This window comes from Klebsiella sp. HC6 (genome assembly GCF_022605325.1).
In the GTDB taxonomy this organism is placed as follows: domain Bacteria; phylum Pseudomonadota; class Gammaproteobacteria; order Enterobacterales; family Enterobacteriaceae; genus Klebsiella; species Klebsiella terrigena.
The window spans coordinates 2,043,201-2,060,876 of sequence record NZ_CP093276.1 but is presented as its reverse complement, the minus strand read 5'-3'; the positions used below and the strand labels follow the sequence as shown (position 1 = coordinate 2,060,876).

The 17,676-nt window shown below is 59.1% G+C and carries 16 protein-coding genes; 6 read left to right on the top strand and 10 right to left on the bottom strand.

Annotated elements, in window-relative coordinates; genetic code table 11:
- Positions 1–35 precede the first annotated feature (35 nt).
- Entirely contained in the window at positions 36–425 is a 390-nt protein-coding gene (locus MMW58_RS10020; RefSeq protein WP_241723233.1) for a tautomerase family protein, read from the top strand.
- A gap of 32 nt (positions 426–457) precedes the next feature.
- Here the strand turns inward: MMW58_RS10020 and MMW58_RS10015 are convergent, their stop codons facing one another.
- A complete protein-coding gene (locus tag MMW58_RS10015; protein ID WP_123709227.1) occupies positions 458–1,189 on the bottom strand; it encodes an HPP family protein in 732 nt (243 codons plus the stop codon).
- Between the two features lie 207 nt (positions 1,190–1,396).
- Here MMW58_RS10015 and MMW58_RS10010 point away from each other — a divergent pair, with 207 nt between their 5' ends.
- The gene (locus MMW58_RS10010; RefSeq protein ID WP_133598885.1) at positions 1,397–2,506 is read left to right on the top strand and encodes an adenosylhomocysteinase; all 1,110 of its coding nucleotides are present in this window, start codon (positions 1,397–1,399) and stop codon (positions 2,504–2,506) included.
- A 43-nt stretch (positions 2,507–2,549) separates the two neighbouring features.
- Here the strand turns inward: MMW58_RS10010 and cobT are convergent, their stop codons facing one another.
- The 4 genes from cobT to sbmC form a co-directional block, all read right to left on the bottom strand.
- A complete protein-coding gene (gene cobT / locus MMW58_RS10005) occupies positions 2,550–3,608 on the bottom strand; it encodes a nicotinate-nucleotide--dimethylbenzimidazole phosphoribosyltransferase (RefSeq protein ID WP_241723231.1) in 1,059 nt (352 codons plus the stop codon).
- Between the two features lie 173 nt (positions 3,609–3,781).
- Positions 3,782–4,105: a DUF496 family protein gene (locus MMW58_RS10000; protein WP_041146350.1), complete on the bottom strand. Its 324-nt coding sequence runs from the start codon at positions 4,103–4,105 to the stop codon at positions 3,782–3,784.
- A 167-nt stretch (positions 4,106–4,272) separates the two neighbouring features.
- Positions 4,273–5,331, bottom strand: a complete 1,059-nt coding sequence (locus MMW58_RS09995) for an FUSC family protein (RefSeq protein ID WP_133598889.1) — start codon at positions 5,329–5,331, stop codon at positions 4,273–4,275.
- A gap of 98 nt (positions 5,332–5,429) precedes the next feature.
- Positions 5,430–5,903 carry a DNA gyrase inhibitor SbmC gene (gene sbmC, locus MMW58_RS09990; RefSeq protein ID WP_241723229.1) on the bottom strand — a complete coding sequence of 158 codons (474 nt, stop codon included), beginning with the start codon at positions 5,901–5,903 and terminating at the stop codon, positions 5,430–5,432.
- A gap of 257 nt (positions 5,904–6,160) precedes the next feature.
- Here sbmC and MMW58_RS09985 point away from each other — a divergent pair, with 257 nt between their 5' ends.
- Together MMW58_RS09985 and MMW58_RS09980 are read left to right on the top strand one after the other, a co-directional pair.
- Positions 6,161–7,075, top strand: a complete 915-nt coding sequence (locus MMW58_RS09985) for an extracellular solute-binding protein (protein WP_159235583.1) — start codon at positions 6,161–6,163, stop codon at positions 7,073–7,075.
- A gap of 14 nt (positions 7,076–7,089) precedes the next feature.
- Entirely contained in the window at positions 7,090–7,863 is a 774-nt protein-coding gene (locus MMW58_RS09980) for a molybdate ABC transporter permease subunit (protein ID WP_241723711.1), read from the top strand.
- On the opposite strand, the gene MMW58_RS09975 is transcribed toward MMW58_RS09980, so the two are convergent.
- Entirely contained in the window at positions 7,853–9,289 is a 1,437-nt protein-coding gene (locus MMW58_RS09975) for a capsule assembly Wzi family protein (RefSeq protein ID WP_241723228.1), read from the bottom strand. The two genes, MMW58_RS09980 and MMW58_RS09975, sit on opposite strands and share 11 nt — an antisense overlap.
- A gap of 155 nt (positions 9,290–9,444) precedes the next feature.
- Positions 9,445–10,611 (bottom strand): serine-type D-Ala-D-Ala carboxypeptidase DacD, encoded by a 1,167-nt coding sequence (gene dacD, locus MMW58_RS09970; protein ID WP_045859491.1) that lies wholly within the window; start codon positions 10,609–10,611, stop codon positions 9,445–9,447.
- A gap of 317 nt (positions 10,612–10,928) precedes the next feature.
- Between dacD and sbcB the strand changes: the two genes are divergently transcribed.
- The gene (sbcB, locus tag MMW58_RS09965) at positions 10,929–12,353 is read left to right on the top strand and encodes an exodeoxyribonuclease I (RefSeq protein ID WP_241723227.1); all 1,425 of its coding nucleotides are present in this window, start codon (positions 10,929–10,931) and stop codon (positions 12,351–12,353) included.
- Positions 12,354–12,399: 46 nt separating this feature from the next.
- Here sbcB and fusA read toward each other — a convergent pair whose 3' ends face one another.
- The gene (fusA, locus tag MMW58_RS09960) at positions 12,400–14,502 is read right to left on the bottom strand and encodes an elongation factor G (protein ID WP_241723225.1); all 2,103 of its coding nucleotides are present in this window, start codon (positions 14,500–14,502) and stop codon (positions 12,400–12,402) included.
- 237 nt (positions 14,503–14,739) lie between these two features.
- Between fusA and MMW58_RS09955 the strand changes: the two genes are divergently transcribed.
- Entirely contained in the window at positions 14,740–15,057 is a 318-nt protein-coding gene (locus MMW58_RS09955; protein WP_045859498.1) for an ArsR/SmtB family transcription factor, read from the top strand.
- 54 nt (positions 15,058–15,111) lie between these two features.
- Here MMW58_RS09955 and MMW58_RS09950 read toward each other — a convergent pair whose 3' ends face one another.
- Positions 15,112–16,470 (bottom strand): APC family permease, encoded by a 1,359-nt coding sequence (locus MMW58_RS09950; protein ID WP_041146360.1) that lies wholly within the window; start codon positions 16,468–16,470, stop codon positions 15,112–15,114.
- Between the two features lie 289 nt (positions 16,471–16,759).
- Positions 16,760–17,650 (bottom strand): LysR family transcriptional regulator, encoded by an 891-nt coding sequence (locus MMW58_RS09945; protein ID WP_133598907.1) that lies wholly within the window; start codon positions 17,648–17,650, stop codon positions 16,760–16,762.
- Positions 17,651–17,676 lie beyond the last annotated feature (26 nt).

The window sequence follows — 17,676 nt, the reverse complement described above, 5'->3', positions numbered from 1 at the left end:
ACTCATCGTACATAAGACAATAAGGATGACCTGCTATGCCGCTCCTGACATTTGACGTGATCGAAGGTCGCAGTGAAGATGAAATAAAAACGCTGCTCGATGCCGCCCACCGCGCCGTACTGCATGCCTTCAAGGTACCGGAACGCGATCGCTACCAGATTGTTCATGAAAACAAGCCTCACCATATGGTGATTGAGGATACCGGTTTAGGCCTGTCGCGAAGCCACCGGCTGGTGGTAGTGAGGGTGTTCACCAGCCCACGCAGCGAAGAACAAAAACAGCTGTTCTACGCGACGCTGCTCGCCGAACTGCAGGAACACTGCGGGCTGAGCCCCGAGGATCTCATGGTTTCGGTGATGAGCAACCAAAAAGGTGACTGGAGTTTTGGCCGCGGCGTGGCGCAGTATCTGACCGGCGAGCTTTAGCCGCTCACCGCCGGCCCTCGCCGACGGCGGCGCTACGCCCTCGGCGCAGCGGCCATGCGCCTGCGCGCCTTTTGTTCAATATTTTCCAGCAGCTCCTGGACGTCATCTTCATCAATATCAAGGAACTGGCCATCGAGCAGCGCGGCGTGAATGTCCTCGCGGGTCACCGACAGCCCCAGCGGAACGACCTTGCTTTTCACCTCTTCCGCCGCCAGCGGGTGCGGATAGCGGCGCCCGACGAGGTTATTAAATACGATCGCCAGCAGGGCCAGCATGGCGGAGTTCAGCAGTACCGGAGTCAGCACGAAGTGATAGCCTTCGCTGTGTACGCCGGCGCCGCCGAGGATGGCCGTCAGGGCCACGGCGCCGCCCGGCGGATGCAGGCAGCGCAGGAAATACATGCCCGCAATCGCCAGCCCGGCCGCCAGTCCGCAGGCCAGCGCAAGGTTGGGCACCAGCACGCCCACGGTCACGCCGATCAGCGCCGACAGCACGTTACCGCCGACAATCGACCACGGCTGCGCCAGCGGACTGCTGGGCACGCCAAACAGCAGTACCGCCGAAGCGCCCATAGGGGCGATAAACCACAGGTTGACTTCGCCCAGCAGCCAGTGGCTGAACATACTGGTGACCGCCAGCCCCGTCCCTGCGCCGATGGAGCCGAGGAGAATATGCTTTCTGGCAACCGGCAGCGCGTGCGGCTTCAGGCGGCCGATAAAAATGCGGATCCGCGAAAACAGCGCGGAAGGTAAAACGCTTAACATTTCACTGCTCACTCACGTCATATAAATTACTTATATTTTATTTTCTTTTTTTAACCATATTTTAACAACCACGCATTTATCATGCCTATTCACCCTCGCCCTGTCCGGCGGCCCGCCATTGACCCTGGCTATGTGATTTCAGCGTACTGCGCTAGAATCATCCCCGTTCGGAATTTCCCCCACTCTACGGATTGAAGGCATAATACGTTGAATAATAATATTAATTTAGAGAAAGAAGTGGCATGGGCCAGCCAGAACATGCCGCGCACCCTGCGCCAGGTGGCCGCGCTTCCCGACCTGAGCCAGGTACGACTGGCCTGCTGTATGCATCTGGATATGAAAATGATCCCGCTGGTGCAGGGTATCCTGGAAAAGGGCGCGCAGGTCTTTTTAACAACCTGCAATCCAACCACCGTACAGGACGAGGTCGTTAGCTGGCTGGTGGCGCGCGGCGCAGAAGCCAGCGCCTGGCGCGATATGAGCGATGCCGACTGGCGGCAGTCGTGGGAAAAGGCCATCGCCTGGGGGCCGACGCATCTGTGTGAAATGGGGGCCGATATCACCACCCTGCTCCACCAGCGCGGTGAATTTGGCAATATCGTGGCCGGGCTGGAAGCCACCGGTTCCGGCGTCAGCCGGCTGGGCGATATTCGCCCGGGCTATCCGATTTTTAACTGGGACGATCTGCCGGTTAAAGAGGGCCTGCATAACCGCCACATGGTCGGCCTGACCGCATGGCACACCTTCTTCCAGACCACCCATCTCACGCTGCATGAGAAAAAAGTGCTGGTGATCGGCTATGGCCTGGTGGGCCAGGGCGTTGCCGCCGCCGCGAAGGCCTTTGGGGGCCAGGTGATGGTCGCCGAAATCGACCCCGCCCGTCGCCTGCAGGCGGCTTACGACGGCTGGCATGTCGTCGAACTGCAGGACGCCATGGCTTCAGCTGACGTCGTCGCAACGGCAACCGGCGCGAAAAAGGTGGTTAACAGCAGCGCGCTGGATAAAGCGAAAGACGGGGTATTTATCCTTAACGTCGGCCACGTTGCGGAAGAGATTGACTGCGGCTACCTGCGCCAGTTCAGCCATGAAGAGGTGATGCCGTATATCAACGCCTATCAAATGGGCGCTAAAACCCTTTACCTGATGGCCAACGGTTCGATGCTCAACCTGACCGCCGGTTTTGGCGATAGCCTGAACGCCTTTGACGTTACCCTGGCGGTGATGACCAGCGGTATCAACCATATCGTGACCGACGGCATGCAGGCCGAGGCCGAGGTCTATCTGCTGCCGCAGAGCGTGTGGCAAAAAGCGCTGTAGCCCGGATGACAGCAGGGCGCCTGACGGCGCCCTGCTTTGCAGTTTAGCGACTCTCCGGCAGGACGATATTGCTCTCCGCCAGGGTTCCCATCTCGTTAAACACCGTACAGGCCGCCTCCACCAGGTGCATCGCCAGCGCCGCGCCGCTCCCCTCGCCCAGACGCATCCCCATATCCAGATACGGCTCGAGCTGCAGATGCTCAAGCGCAATGCGCGCCCCCTTTTCCGCCGACAGATGGGAGGGGATCAGATAGGGATGAACGGCTGGCGCAATGCGGCAGGCCGCCAGCGCCGATGCGTAGGAGAGGAATCCGTCCAGCACCACCGGCAGCCCGCAGGAGGCGGCACCCAGCATCACGCCGGTCATGCCAACCAGATCGAAACCGCCAACCTTCGCCAGCACCTCGAGGCCATCCTCCGCCCGCGGCTGATTGACGGCAATGGCCCGACGCACCACCTCCGCCTTATGCGCCAGCTGCGATACCGGCAGGTTGGCCCCGATGCCGACGGTTTCCTGCGCATCGCGTCCGGTCAGCACGCTCAGCACCGCCGCCGCCGGCGTGGTGTTCGCCATTCCCAGTTCGCCGACGCCGAACAGCGTCACGCCCTGAGCCGCCAGTTCGCGGGTGTAGGCGATGCTCGAGAGCAGCAGCGCCGTCGCCTGCTCGCGGCTCATCGCCGCCGTTTGCGCAATATTGCCGCTGCCTCGCGCGACTTTCAGGTCGACAAGACCGGGGATCGGATCCGCGTCGATCCCAACGTCAACCACCCGAACTTTTGCCCCCGCCTGCGCCGCCAGGACGCAAACGCCGGTGTTTTGCCGGGTCATGTTTCTCGCCTGAATCGCGGTAATTGCCTGGGGCGAGATAGCCACGCCCTCGTGCCAGACGCCGTGATCGGCGCACATCACCACGATGGCTTTTTCTGCCAGCCGCAGCCAGCCTTTCAGCCCCGGCATGCCGGCAAGCTGCACCGCCAGCGCCTCCAGGCGGCCGAGGCTGCCGGGCGGTTTTAATAAACCATCAAGATGCTGCTGCGCCTGGGCCATCGCCGCCCGATCCGGCTGCGGAATGTCGGCAATGAGGGCCGAAAGTGTGTCCATGATGTTCCTCGTAGCGCTTAAAGGGAGCGGACCGTTGCGCCCGTATTCTCTGCGTTCGGGCCAGCAGCCTGCGTTATACGGCGGTTCGCCATACGGAAGAAAGGAGTCGTTCAGAGGGAATGCCGGGGATAACTCCCGGCGACGAGAACCGCCGCCGGGTAGGGTCGAGGAGATTACTCTTCGACCTTCGCTTCGCCGATAACTTTCAGCTTTTTGGAGATGTCGCGGCGCTCTTTAGAGAGTTCAGCATTTTTGATGATGTAATCATCAACGCGATCTTCGTAATCGCTCTTCATGCTGGCAATGATGCCCTGGATAGCTTCAACGCTCATGCCCGGTTTGATGTAATCGCTGAGGTTGTCCAGCAGCAGTACGCGCTTTTGGTTATCGCGGATCTTTTTCTCAACGTCCTGAATTTCACGCTGCAGCTTGTTCTTACGACGATACAGACGAACAAACTCCAGTACGTCCTGGAAAGAAGGCTTAGTTGTTTCCATTTTTATACCCCTAATATTTGAGATTCGGATTCGCTAAAGCGACTGCAATATAGGGCTAACATAACTGTTAGCAGCCGCTGATGACAATGTTTTTTCCTTTAGGGTTATCATACCCCTAAATGTTGCTGAATCGAAGCAACCTGTGGTCGTTCTCGCGCATCTGGCTTTTATTTACGCAACGCCCGACAGATCAAATTCGACAGCAGCTCAAGCTGGCGCGCCAGCTCTATCGTCAGCCAGACGTAGCCGTGTATCGGCGTTTCCGAGAGGTTTTCGCCCGGATGCTCTCTAATAAGCTGACGCAGTTCGGCGACGATTTCATTAAGCTTTTCAGTATTGGCGCGGATCGGCTGCGGGTTACCTTCATAGAGGGCGTGGGCGATGGTCAGCAGCGTTTGCTGGGTCATCTGCTGAGTTTCGCGCAGCGTACGGGAATTTAGCATCACAAAGTGCCCCGGTCGAGAGCCCCAGTAAGCGTTGACCTGCAGCTCAAGCATACAGACCAGGTTACGGCTGACGGTCTGAATCGCCTCGAAAATGGCCTTCTGGATATGGGTCTCTTTACTTGCCGGCGTAATCAGGCCGCGCATTTTTACCACGTCGTTGAGGACTTTTTGCAGGTGTTTTTCCAGCCGCGGACGCTCGACCAGGTTTGGTGAGATCCCGGCCTGATACAGGCGATTAAGGGCAGTAACGTAATTTGCCATCTGGATACGCCAGTGCAGAAACGCCCGCTGCGGCCAGATACCGGTAAACAGCATCGCCAGCAGGGAACCGAAGATAACGTCGCCGCTTCGCCACAGCGCGGTGTTCATGTCTCCCGGCGGCGCCCCTACCACCACCGCCAGCGTAATGCCGATCAGCAGCGCCTGATAGGGCTTTTTCCCTAAGGCCAGCCAGCCGCAGAGGAACATCGCCGCCGCGCACCACAGCACCATCACGGGTAGGGAGATAAGCTCCAGCTTGAGCGCCACCAGCCCCAGCGCAGAACCGAGGATGGTGCCGCCGATCCGCTGAAACGCGCGCGGCACCACGTTGCCCCAGAACGATATCGGCCCCATCACCACCACCAGCGTAATCAGCGGCCAGGTGCCTTCCGGTACCTTCAGCAGCCGTACCAGTAAAAAAGTGAGAACAAAAGCCAGCGCGATACGAATGCCATGCACGATTCGGTAATGTCGATACAGGCGAATTTCGAAAGGCTTAAGTGATTTATCAGCGCGCACGACCCTCTCCGCTAAGAAGAAAAGGCCGATTGTAACTGTTTTTTCACCGCACGCCTCACGCTAATGTAAGAAACCTTGTACATCTCGGGGATAAGCGCCTACCTGCCGATGTGCTCAACCGGCACGTACATTTCGATATCCCAGTAGCCATCGTGATTGCCGTCGTTAAGATAGCGCTCAAAGCAGGGTTTTGCCGCCAGCTGATACTCTTTGCTTTGCAGCAGGCTTGCAAAGAACTGCAGCCAGGGCGTGGAGAAATCATGATTCAGCACCCGCGCGCTGGCAAAAGCGTACTCCCCACCGGCGATCTCGGTGAGGATCGCCCCTTCGCTATTAGCAGGAATGACGAAGTCGTCATCCACCGTAACCACGGTGTCGCAGCGCAGCTTCTCTGCCGCAACCTGCTCCGGGTTGTCGTAATAGACGGCGATCCACTCCCGGGCCGGGATCTGGCGGCTGCTGACCCACGCCGACAGCTGCTCAAAGCCCTGCTTAACGGTCTGTTCCCAGGGCCCAACCATATGAAAACCGGCGATTTTACGCGCGCCGACGGACTTAACGCTGTAGTTCATATTGCCTCCGCGATTGATTGAAACACTGTATAAATATACATGCAATGTAGCAGGCAGCCAAAAAACAGTATGTGCGCGGATTCACAGAGTCGCCATTGGCCGGCGTTGAAAAAATGATTCAGGAAGCCGGCACGCAGGACGGTTACTTCAACCGCGCCTCAATGCCACCTCTGGATAAATTGTTTTCGCCGCGCTGATTATTGATAATCGTTATGTAAATAAAAACATAACGAGTGGGAATATCGATGCAAGGAAAAATGAAGTTTACGCTGGCCGCCGTGCTGGCACTGCAGTTTGCTCATGCGGCGATGGCGCAGGATATTCGCGTCACCTACGCCGGCTCGATGGGTAAAGTGATGGATCAGGGGCTAGGCCCGGCGTTTGCCAAAGCGCAAAGCGGCGATTATCAGGGCCAAGGCCAGGGCGCCTACGGCATGGCGCGCCTGCTGGCCAGCCACAAGCTGACCGCCGACGTTTTCGTCTCCATTACCCCGGGTCCGATGCAAATCCTCAAAGACGCCGGGCTGATCGACGAGGCGATACCGGTCGCCAGCACCAGCATGGTGGTCGCGTACAGCCCCAAAGGAAAATATGCCGCGCAGTTTGCCGCGGCGAATAAAAACCAGGACGCCTCGTGGCTGAAGCTGCTGGCGCAGAAAGACGTCAGCTTTGGCCGCACCGACCCGTACGTCGATCCTAAGGGTCAGAATATCGTCTTTACCCTGCTGCTGGCCGAGAAGTATTACCGCCAGCCTGGCATCAGCAACAAAATCCTCGGCGAGCTGCAAAACCCGGCGCAGACCCATCAGGAGGGCGGCCTGCTGAGCCGTCTGGAGAGCGGCCAGGTTGACGCCGCGGCGGGCTACGAGAGCGAAGTGCTCTCCGCCCACCTGCCCTACGTCGCCCTGCCCGATGAGATTAACCTCAGCAACCCGGCGATGGCGAAGCAGTGGTACGACACCGTCAGCTTCACCATTAAGGACAGCGCCGGTAAAGACCAGACGCTGCATACCCAGCCGCTGGTGTTCTACGCCGCAGTGCTGAAAAATGCGCCGAACGGCGTGGAACAAGGAGAGAAATTCGTCCAGTTCATGCAAAGCGCGCAGGGGCAGCAGCTGTTTAAACAGTACGGCTACGCCGCGGCAAAAGGGGAAAACCTATACGCCAGGTAAAAGGCGCCGGACGCATTGCCGGCTGGCTCGCGCTACCGGCTCTTCTGCTGCTCAGCGTCCCCTTTATTACCCTCATTAGCGTCACGCCGTGGCAGCATCTGCGGCTGGCCTGGCGTGACGACGATGCGATCCTCGTGTCGATGGGGCTGGGGTGCCTGGCGCTGGCGACGATCGTGGCGATAGGCCTGCCGACCGCCTGGTGGCTGTCGCAGGCCAGCGGTCGTCGGCGTTTGCTGGCGGAACTGCTGCTGATGATCCCGCTGCTGACGCCGCCGCTGGCGATGGGGATTTTACTGGTCTCGGCCTACGGCCCTTACGGGCTGGCCGGACAGTGGCTGACGCGGGTGGGGATCACGCTGGTGAACAATCCCGCCGCCTTTGTCCTGGCGCAGGTCTACGGCGCGCTGCCCTACTTTATCGTGGTCGCCCGCTCCGCCTTCGCCACGGTGCCGAAGGCGATCCTTGAGGCCGGACAAACGCTGGGGGCTACGGGCTGGAATCGCTTTCGTTTTCTCGCCCTGCCGATGGCGCTGCCGGGGCTGGCCTCGGCGGTGGCGCTGGCCTGGGTACGCGCCGTCGGCGAGTTTGGCATTGTGATGATCTTTGCCTATTTCCCCCAGGGGATCCCGGTCAAACTCTATACCAATCTGCAAAACGACGGCGTTGACGCGGTTTATACCCTGCTGTGGATGCTGCTGATCGTCACCCTGCCTCTGCCGCTGGCCTGCTTTGCGCTGGGAAGAGGCGCAACGTGGCGGCGAAAAACGCCGCCGGCGGTTACAGGCTAAAAGGGAGCTCAATCCCTATGCTGGCGCCCAGATCGTCGCTGTCGCTGTGGTTAGCGTCGGTATACCACAGGGAGGTGCTGAGGCGCACGGTGGGCATCACGTCGCCGCTCCAGCCTAACTGCACGCCTTTTAGGGTATCGGCGTGCGGGAAGGCTTTATTAATCCGCTGATTTTTCGGGTTCACCTCGGCGTAAACCAGCCGCGCGCTCCAGCGCTGATTCTCCTCCGTCACCAGTTCGGCCTTGCCGGCGTACAGGCGCCCGTCGCCGCCCATCGCGTCGCCAAGCGGGTAGCCCTGCTGGTAGTAGCCGTCTTTGTAGATAAAATGGTTATAGATGTAGTTGGTGCGCCCCATATTCGAGCGGGTATCGTGCGCCTCCAGATACCAGTTAATCGCGCTGCTGTTCCACTGGTGATGCCCTTCGACGCCGCCGAGGTAAAGATGGGCGGACGGCAGGTACCCGGCCTCATCCTCGCCGATCATCTGCCCGTAGACGCTCACCGGCCAGCCGGTGGTCGGCGCCAGCTTGAGTTTAAAATCAAATCCCGCCAGCTGATTGCCCGGGTCGTCCGCCGAATCGCCGGTGTTATCTCGCCCGGTAAGCCCCTCCCAGAAGCTGCCAAAGGAGGACGGGCGACCCTCACCGCCCCACTGCATAATGCGCGAGGCGCCCAGCTCCAGGGAGGTAAAGGGGGATACCGTCAGGCGGCCGCCAAAAATTTTAGTATGCGGTACCGCCGCGTACTGGCTCATCTGGCTGGCGGAAAGCTGGTACTGCCAGGGGCCAATCCAGCTTAGCCAGGCGTTCTCCGGAGCCCGCTGTTCGGCGCGCTGCAGCAGAAAACCGGTCATCGGCCGCGCGGCGTCGGAACGAATCAGGCTCCCCTCATAGCCGGGCCCCCACCACTGCGGAATTTGGCCAAACGCCAGCCACTGGTTCCACATCTTCAGCGCCCCGTAGGCGCCGTTGGCGTTGACGTTAGAGCTATTGCCGATGCGCTTGTCTCCTTCAACGTTGCCCTGCAGGTGCAGATCCCACCATTCGCCGCTGTTATTCAGCGCGACGGAGAGCGAGTGGTCGGCAGGATAAGACCCGGCAAAGCCCTGCGGCGTTCCCGGCCGGTCGGTTGAGCTATAGCCGGTGACGCGCAGGTCGGCTTTTAGCGCCCTCAGGCGCTGGTTCACCCGGCTCAGCACCACCCTCTCTGCGGATGTTGCCGGATGAGCGTTGGCCAGCGCGCGGCCGATCTCCTCTTCGCTCAGGGGCCAGGTCGATAAACTCAACGACAGGGTTCCGCGATCGGATAGCCAGGCTAAATCATTGCGGACGTCGTTATCGGCCAGAACCAGACCAGAGGCAAAGCCTGCGGGACTCAAAACGGCCGCAAGCCCCAGAGAAAGCGCAGTACGCGCGAAAAATTTCATCTTCCCAGCTCCATTTCAGGCGCACGGGCGCCGGAGAATTTCCTTAAAGGGTGAGCAGGTAAGGTAATTGACTGAAACTAAACGAATCGCCAACCAGCGCCACAACGGCGTGGGGCGAGAAAGGATGCCGCTCCGCAGGAGAGCGGCCCCGGGAGCTACAGCTTGTGATGCAGATAATCGCTCATGCGTGAGAATACGCCGCCCTTGCCAACGCTTTCCAGCGTCACCAGCGGCCAGTGGGCCACGACCTTGTCGCCGTCATAGAGCGAAATTTCGCCGACCCGCTGATTGGCGGCGATCGGCGCTTCAAGCTCTTTCTGATCCAGCACATATTTGGCCTTGATCCGCGAAACCTCCGACTTCGGCAGCGCTAACCAGAAGTCCTGGTCGGTGCCGAGCTGGATCTGGTCCTTATCGCCATACCAGATGTGCTCGCTGCCGACTTTTTTGCCTTTTTGCAGGACCTGGACGGTGTCGAAGTTTTGCTGGCCCCAGTGCAGCAGTTTGGCCGCCTGCTGCTCGCGCCCTTTCGGGCTCTCGGCCCCCATCACCACCGCAATCAGGCGGCGCTGGCCGTCAACGGCAGAAGCAATAAGGTTAAAACCGGCGCCAGAGGTGTGGCCGGTTTTCAGGCCATCGACGTTCATGGTTTTATCCCACAGCAGGCCGTTGCGGTTCTGCTGGGTGATCCCGTTCCACGTCAGGCTTTTCTGACTGTACATGTGGTACACGTCAGGCTCGCCGTGAATAATCGCCCGCGACAGGACCGCCAGATCGTAGGCCGAGCTATGCTGCCCCGGCGCGTCCAGCCCGTGTACGGTTTCAAAATGGGTATCCTGCAGGTGCAGTTTTTGCACGTATTCGTTCATCAGGGCGACGAACTGCGGCTGGCCGCCGGCAACGTAGTCGGCCAGCGCCACGCAGGCGTCGTTCCCGGAGTCAACGATAAGCCCGCGGCTTAAATCGCGGACGCTGAGCCGATCGCCGGGCTTGAGGAACATCAGCGATGAACCATCGAATACCGGGTTACCCTTCGCCCAGGCATCTTTGCCGACGGTGACCATATCGTCAAAGGTAATGCGATGGCTGTCGATGGCGCGATCGACCACGTAGCCGGTCATTAATTTCGTCAGGCTGGCGGGGTTACGCTGCTGATGTTCGTTACCGGCGGTCAGGATCTGACCGGTGGTGTAGTCCATCAGCACCCAGGAGCCTGCCTGAATGGAAGGCGGCGTCACGGTGACGGGAAAATCATTCGCGGCAAAGGCGCAAGAAACGCTCGAAGCGAGCAAAGTTACAGCAATAAAAAAACGGCCTTTCAACGGCATATCCTCAAGATTTACAGATCCGCCGTCCTTTTTACGGAAATTCTCCTTTCATATCATGGTTTAATTGCAAGAAAATATGACACGATAAACGCCCTGCGCGGCCGACGCCCTTCTGATGCCCGGGCAAATCGTTTACCATAGCGCATCATACTTCAGCAGCATATGCGTTGGCGTTATGACACGGCTCTTCCCTGAGCACCGGCCTTACGGGCCGCTGCGACACGGCGTGCAGATCCGTTGCGGACAGATTTGTCGCTTACCGCGAACGATTTAGAGTACGGACGCCAACCACCACGGAAAATAGACAGACTATGCAAGATAGCGCCAATCAGCCCGGATTTTTATTCCACGACTACGAAACCTTTGGCACCCGCCCGTCCCTTGACCGGCCGGCGCAGTTTGCCGCTATCCGCACCGATGCGGATCTTAACGTTATCGGCGAGCCCGAGGTTTTCTACTGCAAGCCGGCTGACGACTATCTGCCGCAGCCGCAGGCGGTAATGATTACCGGCATCACGCCGCAGGAAGCGATCGCCAAAGGCGACAACGAAGCCGCCTTTGCCCGCCGCATTCACGACCTGTTCACGGTGCCAAAGACCTGCATTGTAGGCTACAACAACGTGCGTTTCGATGACGAAGTCAGCCGCAATATTTTCTATCGCAACTTCTACGATCCCTACGCCTGGAGCTGGCAGCACGATAACTCGCGCTGGGACCTGCTGGACGTGATGCGCGCCTGCTACGCGCTGCGCCCGGAAGGCATCAACTGGCCGGAAAACGACGACGGCCTGCCCAGCTTTCGCCTTGAGCATCTGACCGTGGCCAACGGCATCGAGCACAGCAACGCCCACGATGCGATGGCCGACGTGTATGCCACTATCGCCATGGCGAAACTGGTCAAAACCCGACAGCCTCGCCTGTTCGACTACCTTTACACCTTCCGCAACAAGCGCAAGCTGGCGCCGCTGATTGACGTGCCGCAGATGACGCCGCTGGTCCACGTCTCCGGGATGTTCGGCGCCGCGCGCGGCAACACCAGCTGGGTGGCTCCGCTGGCGTGGCATCCGGATAACCGCAATGCGGTGATTATGGTCGACCTTGCCGGCGATATGTCGCCGCTGCTGGAGCTGGACGCCGACGCGCTGCGCGAGCGGCTGTATACCGCCAAAGCCGACCTCGGCGACCTGCCGGCGGTACCGATCAAGCTGGTCCACCTCAATAAGTGCCCGGTGCTGGCCAAGGCCAATACGCTGCGCCCGGAAGATGCGGAGCGTCTGGGCATCGACCGTCAGCGCTGTCTGGATAACCTGCAGCTGCTGCGCGGCCAGCCGCAGGTGCGGGAAAAAGTGGTGGCGATCTTTGCCGAGGCGGAGCCGTTCGTTCCTTCCGACAACGTCGATACTCAGCTCTATAACGGCTTCTTTAGCGATGCCGACCGCGCGGCGATGAAGATTGTGCTGGAGACCGAGCCGCGCAACCTGCCGGCGCTGGACATTACCTTCGCCGATCCGCGTATCGAACGCCTGCTGTTTAACTATCGCGCGCGAAACTTCCCGGGCAGCCTTGATGAAGCCGAGCAGCAGCGCTGGTTAGAGCATCGTCGGGAGGTGTTTACGCCGGAGTTTTTGCAGGCTTATGCCGATGAGCTGCAGACCTTGCAGCAGCAGTATGCTGACAATAACGAGAAGCTGATGCTGGTGAAAGCGCTGTGGCAGCACGCGCAGGATATTGTTTAGAATAAATAAATTCCCGGACTGCACAACGCAGGCCGGGAACGGTTATTTACCCTTTCGCGCGGCTGGCGATAATCGCCTCCGCCACGTTACGCGGGGCCTCCGCGTAATGATGGAACTCCATGCTGTAGGTCGCCCGCCCCTGGGACATCGAGCGTAGCGTCGTGGAATAGCCGAACATCTCGGCCAGCGGCACGTCGGCGCGAATAATCTGGCTGCCGAAGCGTTCTTCCATCCCCTGCACCATGCCGCGGCGGGAGGAGAGATCGCCCATAATATTACCGGCGTACTCTTCCGGCGTTTCCGCTTCCACATGCATCACCGGTTCGAGGATCACCGGGTCGGCCCTGCGCGCCCCCTCCTTGAAGCCGAAAATGGCCGCCATGCGGAAGGCCATTTCCGAGGAGTCGACGTCGTGGTACGAACCAAAAGTCAGGGTCGCTTTGACGTCCACCACCGGATAGCCTGCCAGCACGCCGGTGCCCATCGCTTCACGCAGGCCCTTTTCCACCGAAGGAATGTACTCCCGCGGCACTACTCCGCCTTTGGTGGCATCTTCAAAGACGAAGCCGCTGCCGGGTTCCAGCGGTTCGAGAGTCAGCACCACGTGGCCGTACTGCCCCTTGCCGCCGGACTGGCGGACGAACTTGCCTTCCACCTCTTTCACCGTTTTGCGGATCGTCTCCCGGTAGGTCACCTGCGGACGGCCGATGTTCGCCTCAACGCTAAATTCGCGCCGCATCCGGTCAACGATAATTTCCAGATGCAGCTCGCCCATCCCGGAAATAATCGTCTGCCCGGACTCCTCGTCGGTGTGCAGGCGGAACGACGGATCTTCCGCTGCCAGGCGCTGCAGCGCGATGCCCATTTTCTCCTGATCCGCTTTGGTTTTCGGCTCGATAGCCAGCGAAATCACCGGCTCCGGAAACTCCATCCGCTCCAGGGTGACGATCGCATTCGGATCGCACAGCGTATCGCCGGTGGTGACGTCTTTCAGGCCAACGCAGGCGGCGATATCGCCGGCGTGCAGCTCGTCCACCTCGTGGCGATCGTTGGCATGCATCAGCACGATGCGGCCGATACGCTCTTTTTTGCCTTTAACCGGGTTATAGACCGCATCCCCTTTCTTCAGGGTGCCGGAATAGACGCGGATAAAGGTCAGCTGGCCCACGTAGGGGTCGGTCATCAGCTTGAACGCCAGCGCCGAAAGCGGCTCATCGTCGGCAGGATGACGCTCCGCCGGCCGGCCTTGCTCATCAACGCCCTGAATCGCCGGGATATCCAGCGGGGACGGCATCAGTTCGATGACCGCATCGAGCATCCGCTGGACGCCTTTATTCTTAAAGGCGCTGCCGCACAGCACCGGCTGGATCTCTCCGGCAACGGTGCGCTTACGCAGCCCGGCGACGATCTCAGCTTCGCTCAGATCGCCCGTTTCCAGATATTTGTCCATCAGCTCATCGCTGGCCTCCGCCGCCGCTGAAACCATTTTCTCCCGCCACTGGCGGGCGGTTGCCAGCAGCGCATCCGGCACCGGCGCATAGCTGAAGGTCATCCCCTGGGTCGCATCGTCCCACAAAATGGCGCGCATTTTGATGAGGTCCACGACCCCAACGAAATGCTCCTCGGCGCCGACGGGAATCACCACCGGCACCGGGTTGGCCTTCAGGCGGTCGATCATCATCTGCACCACGCGGAAGAAATCGGCGCCGGGGCGGTCCATTTTATTGACGAAGGCCAGCCGCGGGACGTGATACTTATTCGCCTGCCGCCAGACGGTTTCCGACTGCGGCTGCACGCCGCCGACGGAGTCGTAGACCATCACCGCGCCGTCGAGCACCCGCATGGAGCGCTCGACTTCAATGGTAAAATCGACGTGCCCTGGGGTGTCGATGATATTAATCCGGTGCGGCTCAAAGCTGCGGTCCATGCCGGGCCAGAAGCAGCTCACCGCGGCGGAGGTAATGGTTATGCCGCGCTCTTGCTCCTGCGCCATCCAGTCGGTTGTTGCCGCGCCATCGTGCACTTCACCCAGCTTATGGCTCATTCCGGTATAAAACAGAATGCGCTCAGTGGTGGTGGTTTTACCGGCATCGATATGCGCGGAGATACCGATGTTGCGATAACGTTCGAGGGGGATGGGTCGGGGCATGATGCGTCCTTAGTCATTTTGATTGTCAGTGAGCGGCGAAACGGCCGCGGTTCGTTCAACGGCATCCATCATAGTACAACTGTACGAGTATATTCGAACTATTTTTGCTATCGTTACTATCGGTGAAGCTGCAGCACCGCGCGTGGCTTTAGCGATTGAGTTTGGGTATATTACCGGCCAGCCGCCGATACGGGCTGCTGTTCCGCGGAACAGAGCAACCGCCGACACAGGAATATTATGATCGCCAATCACCCCGAACGTGAACAAATCCGCCTTGAAAATGTTCTTTTTGCCCTTGGCAATCCGATGCGGCTGGAGATTATTCGCATCCTCGCCGACGGCAGCGAACAGAGCTGCAACGCCCTGCGCCATGAAGACGTTGCCAAGTCCACCATGACCCACCACTGGCGCGTGCTGCGCGATAGCGGCGTGATATGGCAGCGCCCGCAGGGGCGGGAGAATATGATTTCGCTACGCAGGGAGGATCTGGAGGCGCGTTTTCCCGGACTGCTGGATACGCTACTCAGAGTGATGCGCCAGGAAGCGCAGAAGTGACGGAAACAAAAAAGCCGGAGGTCTCCCCCCGGCTTTTTTCATTCTAATGCGCGATCAGGCAATGTCTTCGTACTGCGGAACCGGGTTGCGGAAGCGACGGGTCACGCAGGCCAGATAAACCAGGCCGATGGTGCCCCAAATCAGACCCAGCACCATAGAGCTCTGCTCCAGGTTGACCCACAGTGCGCCAACGGTCAGCGCGCCACAGGTTGGCAGCACCAGGTAGTTAACGTGGTCTTTCAGAGTCTTGTTACGCTTCTCGCGGATCCAGAACTGCGAAATAACCGACAGGTTAACGAAGGTGAAGGCCACCAGCGCCCCGAAGTTAATCAGCGCCGTCGCGGTCACCAGGTCGAATTTAATCGCCAGCAGCGCAATTGCGCCAACCAGCAGCACGTTAAACGCCGGGGTACGCCATTTCGGGTGAACGTAGCCGAAGAAGCTGGTCGGGAATACGCCGTCGCGGCCCATCACGTACATCAGACGGGAAACGCCCGCGTGTGCGGCCATACCGGAAGCCAGAACGGTCACGCTGGAGAAGATCAGCACGCCCCACTGGAAGGTTTTGCCCGCCACGTACAGCATGATTTCAGGCTGCGACGCGTCCGGATCTTTAAAGCGTGAGATATCCGGGAAGTACAGCTGCAGGAAGTAAGAGGCGCCGATGAAGATCATCCCGCCAATCAGCGCGGTCAGGAAGATAGCCTTCGGGATCACGCGCTCGGCGTCTTTGGTCTCTTCAGACAGAGAAGAGATACCGTCAAAGCCGAGGAACGAGAAGCACAGAATGGTCGCACCGGTAATCATCGGCACCACGTGGGCCCCTTCGGACCAGAACGGACGGGTGCTGGTCAGCGTACCGGCGCCTTCACCGTGCATGATGCCGTAGATAATCAGGCCGACGATAACCGCCACGATGCCCATCTGCAGAACCACAATCAGGGTATTGAAGTTCGCCACGGCCTTGATGCTGCGCAGGTTGGACACGGTCATAAAGCCGACCAGCGCAACCACGAAGATCCACGACGGAACGGAAGGCATCAGCGCTTCAAAGTAAATCTTCGCCAGCAGGATGTTGATCATCGGCATAAACAGATAGTCGAGCAGCGATGACCAGCCAACCATAAAGCCAACGGCCGGGCTGATAGATTTCTGAGCGTAGGTGTAGGCGGAGCCTGCAGACGGAAAACGACGAACCAGTTTACCGTAGCTCAGCGCCGTGAAAAGAATTGCGATCAGCGCGAAGGCGTAGGCCGTCGCAACGTGACCGTCAGTCAATCCAGAGACGATACCAAACGTATCGAACAGCGTCATCGGCTGCATATAGGCCAGGCCCATCATGACAACCGGAATCAACGTAAGGGTTTTACGTAATTCCACGCGAGAGGTTTTTGGAGTAGCGTTATGCGACATTGTGGTCATCCCCTTTTACGGCGAAAGCCATCGCGTAAGCAAAAAATTGCCCCATTTCTGTGTATTCCTCAGCGACAACAACTGTCGGTTTTTAGTAAATATCTATCCGGTACGAAGCCCGGCCTCTTGGTATTGAATGATGTGTCTTTAAAGCAAAAAAATAACCGACACTTTAAAAAGCGTCGGCTAGTTTCTGTTTTTCAGGCCGCGTATTTTGCAACATTTACTGGCCGGATGACAAGCCGTTGAAGAGCCAAAAAATTGCAGAAATCATTTAACAGCCTAATATTCATACAATTTTAGTATTGTATATCCTGCGAATAGCATTATTTGCTAAAACAGCATTCTGCCACCATTTGCTGGCGAGGCCGGATGCGTCCTCATGCCAGCCAATCCACGCCCGGTATAGCGGCTGATGGGCGGCAACCTCCTTCATTATCAGCTCGCCGCGGTCAAGCTGGGTCTGGGCCAGGTAGCGAGGCAGATAGCCCCAGCCAAGACCGGCGGAAACCAGCGCCAGCAGGCCGGGAAAATCAAACGCCTCCAGATTCTCCCGATCGTCAGCGGACGGCCAGCCGCCGCCGCAGATAATGGCCCGGTGGCGCTTCATCACCCGCCAGCTCAGCGGTTCCGGCAGCTGCGCCAGCGGATGTTGCGGGGCGACGACAAAAATATGCTCCAGCTCGCCTAGCGAAGTGAAACCGTAGCCGCTGAGGGCTGGCGGATCGCTTAACGCGCCGACCACGATATCCGCCCTCCCTTCGACCAGCGCCTCCCAGCGGCCGCTAACGGTCTCGCGGCTAAAGCGCAGCTGCGCCAGCTGGTGCTGCTGATAAAACTGGCCCACCAGCGGCGCCAGTAAAGAGAAGGGAAAGGTGGCGTCCACGGCAATGACCAGCGCGTTTTCCCAGCCCTGGTGCAGCTTAATCGCCTGTTTTTCCAGCTCCCGCGCGGTGTGGAGCACTTCGCGCCCCTTTTCCAGCAGCAGCTGGCCGCTGGGGGTAAAGCGCGCGCGGTGTCCGCTGCGGTCAAGCAGCTGAATATTAAGATCGCTTTCCAGCTTATGAATGGTGTAGCTCAGCGCGGAGGGCGTTTTATAAAGCTTTGCCGACGCCGCGGCAAAGCTCCCCTCTTTTTCCAGCGCATCGAGAATAACGAGGACATCCAGCAGTGGTTTCATCGCCGCCCCCTTACGGTTCGCGATTT

What these genes read in the sequence shown, in the direction of transcription:
- MMW58_RS09950 (WP_041146360.1), bottom strand. Translation starts at nt 16,470, where the DNA reads ATGTCGCATAACGCTACTCCAAAAACCTCTCGCGTGGAATTACGTAAA.
- cobT (WP_241723231.1), bottom strand. Translation starts at nt 3,608, where the DNA reads ATGGACACACTTTCGGCCCTCATTGCCGACATTCCGCAGCCGGATCGG.
- MMW58_RS09955 (WP_045859498.1), top strand. Translation starts at nt 14,740, where the DNA reads ATGATCGCCAATCACCCCGAACGTGAACAAATCCGCCTTGAAAATGTT.
- MMW58_RS09975 (WP_241723228.1), bottom strand. Translation starts at nt 9,289, where the DNA reads ATGAAATTTTTCGCGCGTACTGCGCTTTCTCTGGGGCTTGCGGCCGTT.
- fusA (WP_241723225.1), bottom strand. Translation starts at nt 14,502, where the DNA reads ATGCCCCGACCCATCCCCCTCGAACGTTATCGCAACATCGGTATCTCC.
- MMW58_RS09985 (WP_159235583.1), top strand. Translation starts at nt 6,161, where the DNA reads ATGAAGTTTACGCTGGCCGCCGTGCTGGCACTGCAGTTTGCTCATGCG.
- MMW58_RS10020 (WP_241723233.1), top strand. Translation starts at nt 36, where the DNA reads ATGCCGCTCCTGACATTTGACGTGATCGAAGGTCGCAGTGAAGATGAA.
- sbmC (WP_241723229.1), bottom strand. Translation starts at nt 5,903, where the DNA reads ATGAACTACAGCGTTAAGTCCGTCGGCGCGCGTAAAATCGCCGGTTTT.
- sbcB (WP_241723227.1), top strand. Translation starts at nt 10,929, where the DNA reads ATGCAAGATAGCGCCAATCAGCCCGGATTTTTATTCCACGACTACGAA.
- MMW58_RS09945 (WP_133598907.1), bottom strand. Translation starts at nt 17,650, where the DNA reads ATGAAACCACTGCTGGATGTCCTCGTTATTCTCGATGCGCTGGAAAAA.
- MMW58_RS10000 (WP_041146350.1), bottom strand. Translation starts at nt 4,105, where the DNA reads ATGGAAACAACTAAGCCTTCTTTCCAGGACGTACTGGAGTTTGTTCGT.
- MMW58_RS10015 (WP_123709227.1), bottom strand. Translation starts at nt 1,189, where the DNA reads ATGTTAAGCGTTTTACCTTCCGCGCTGTTTTCGCGGATCCGCATTTTT.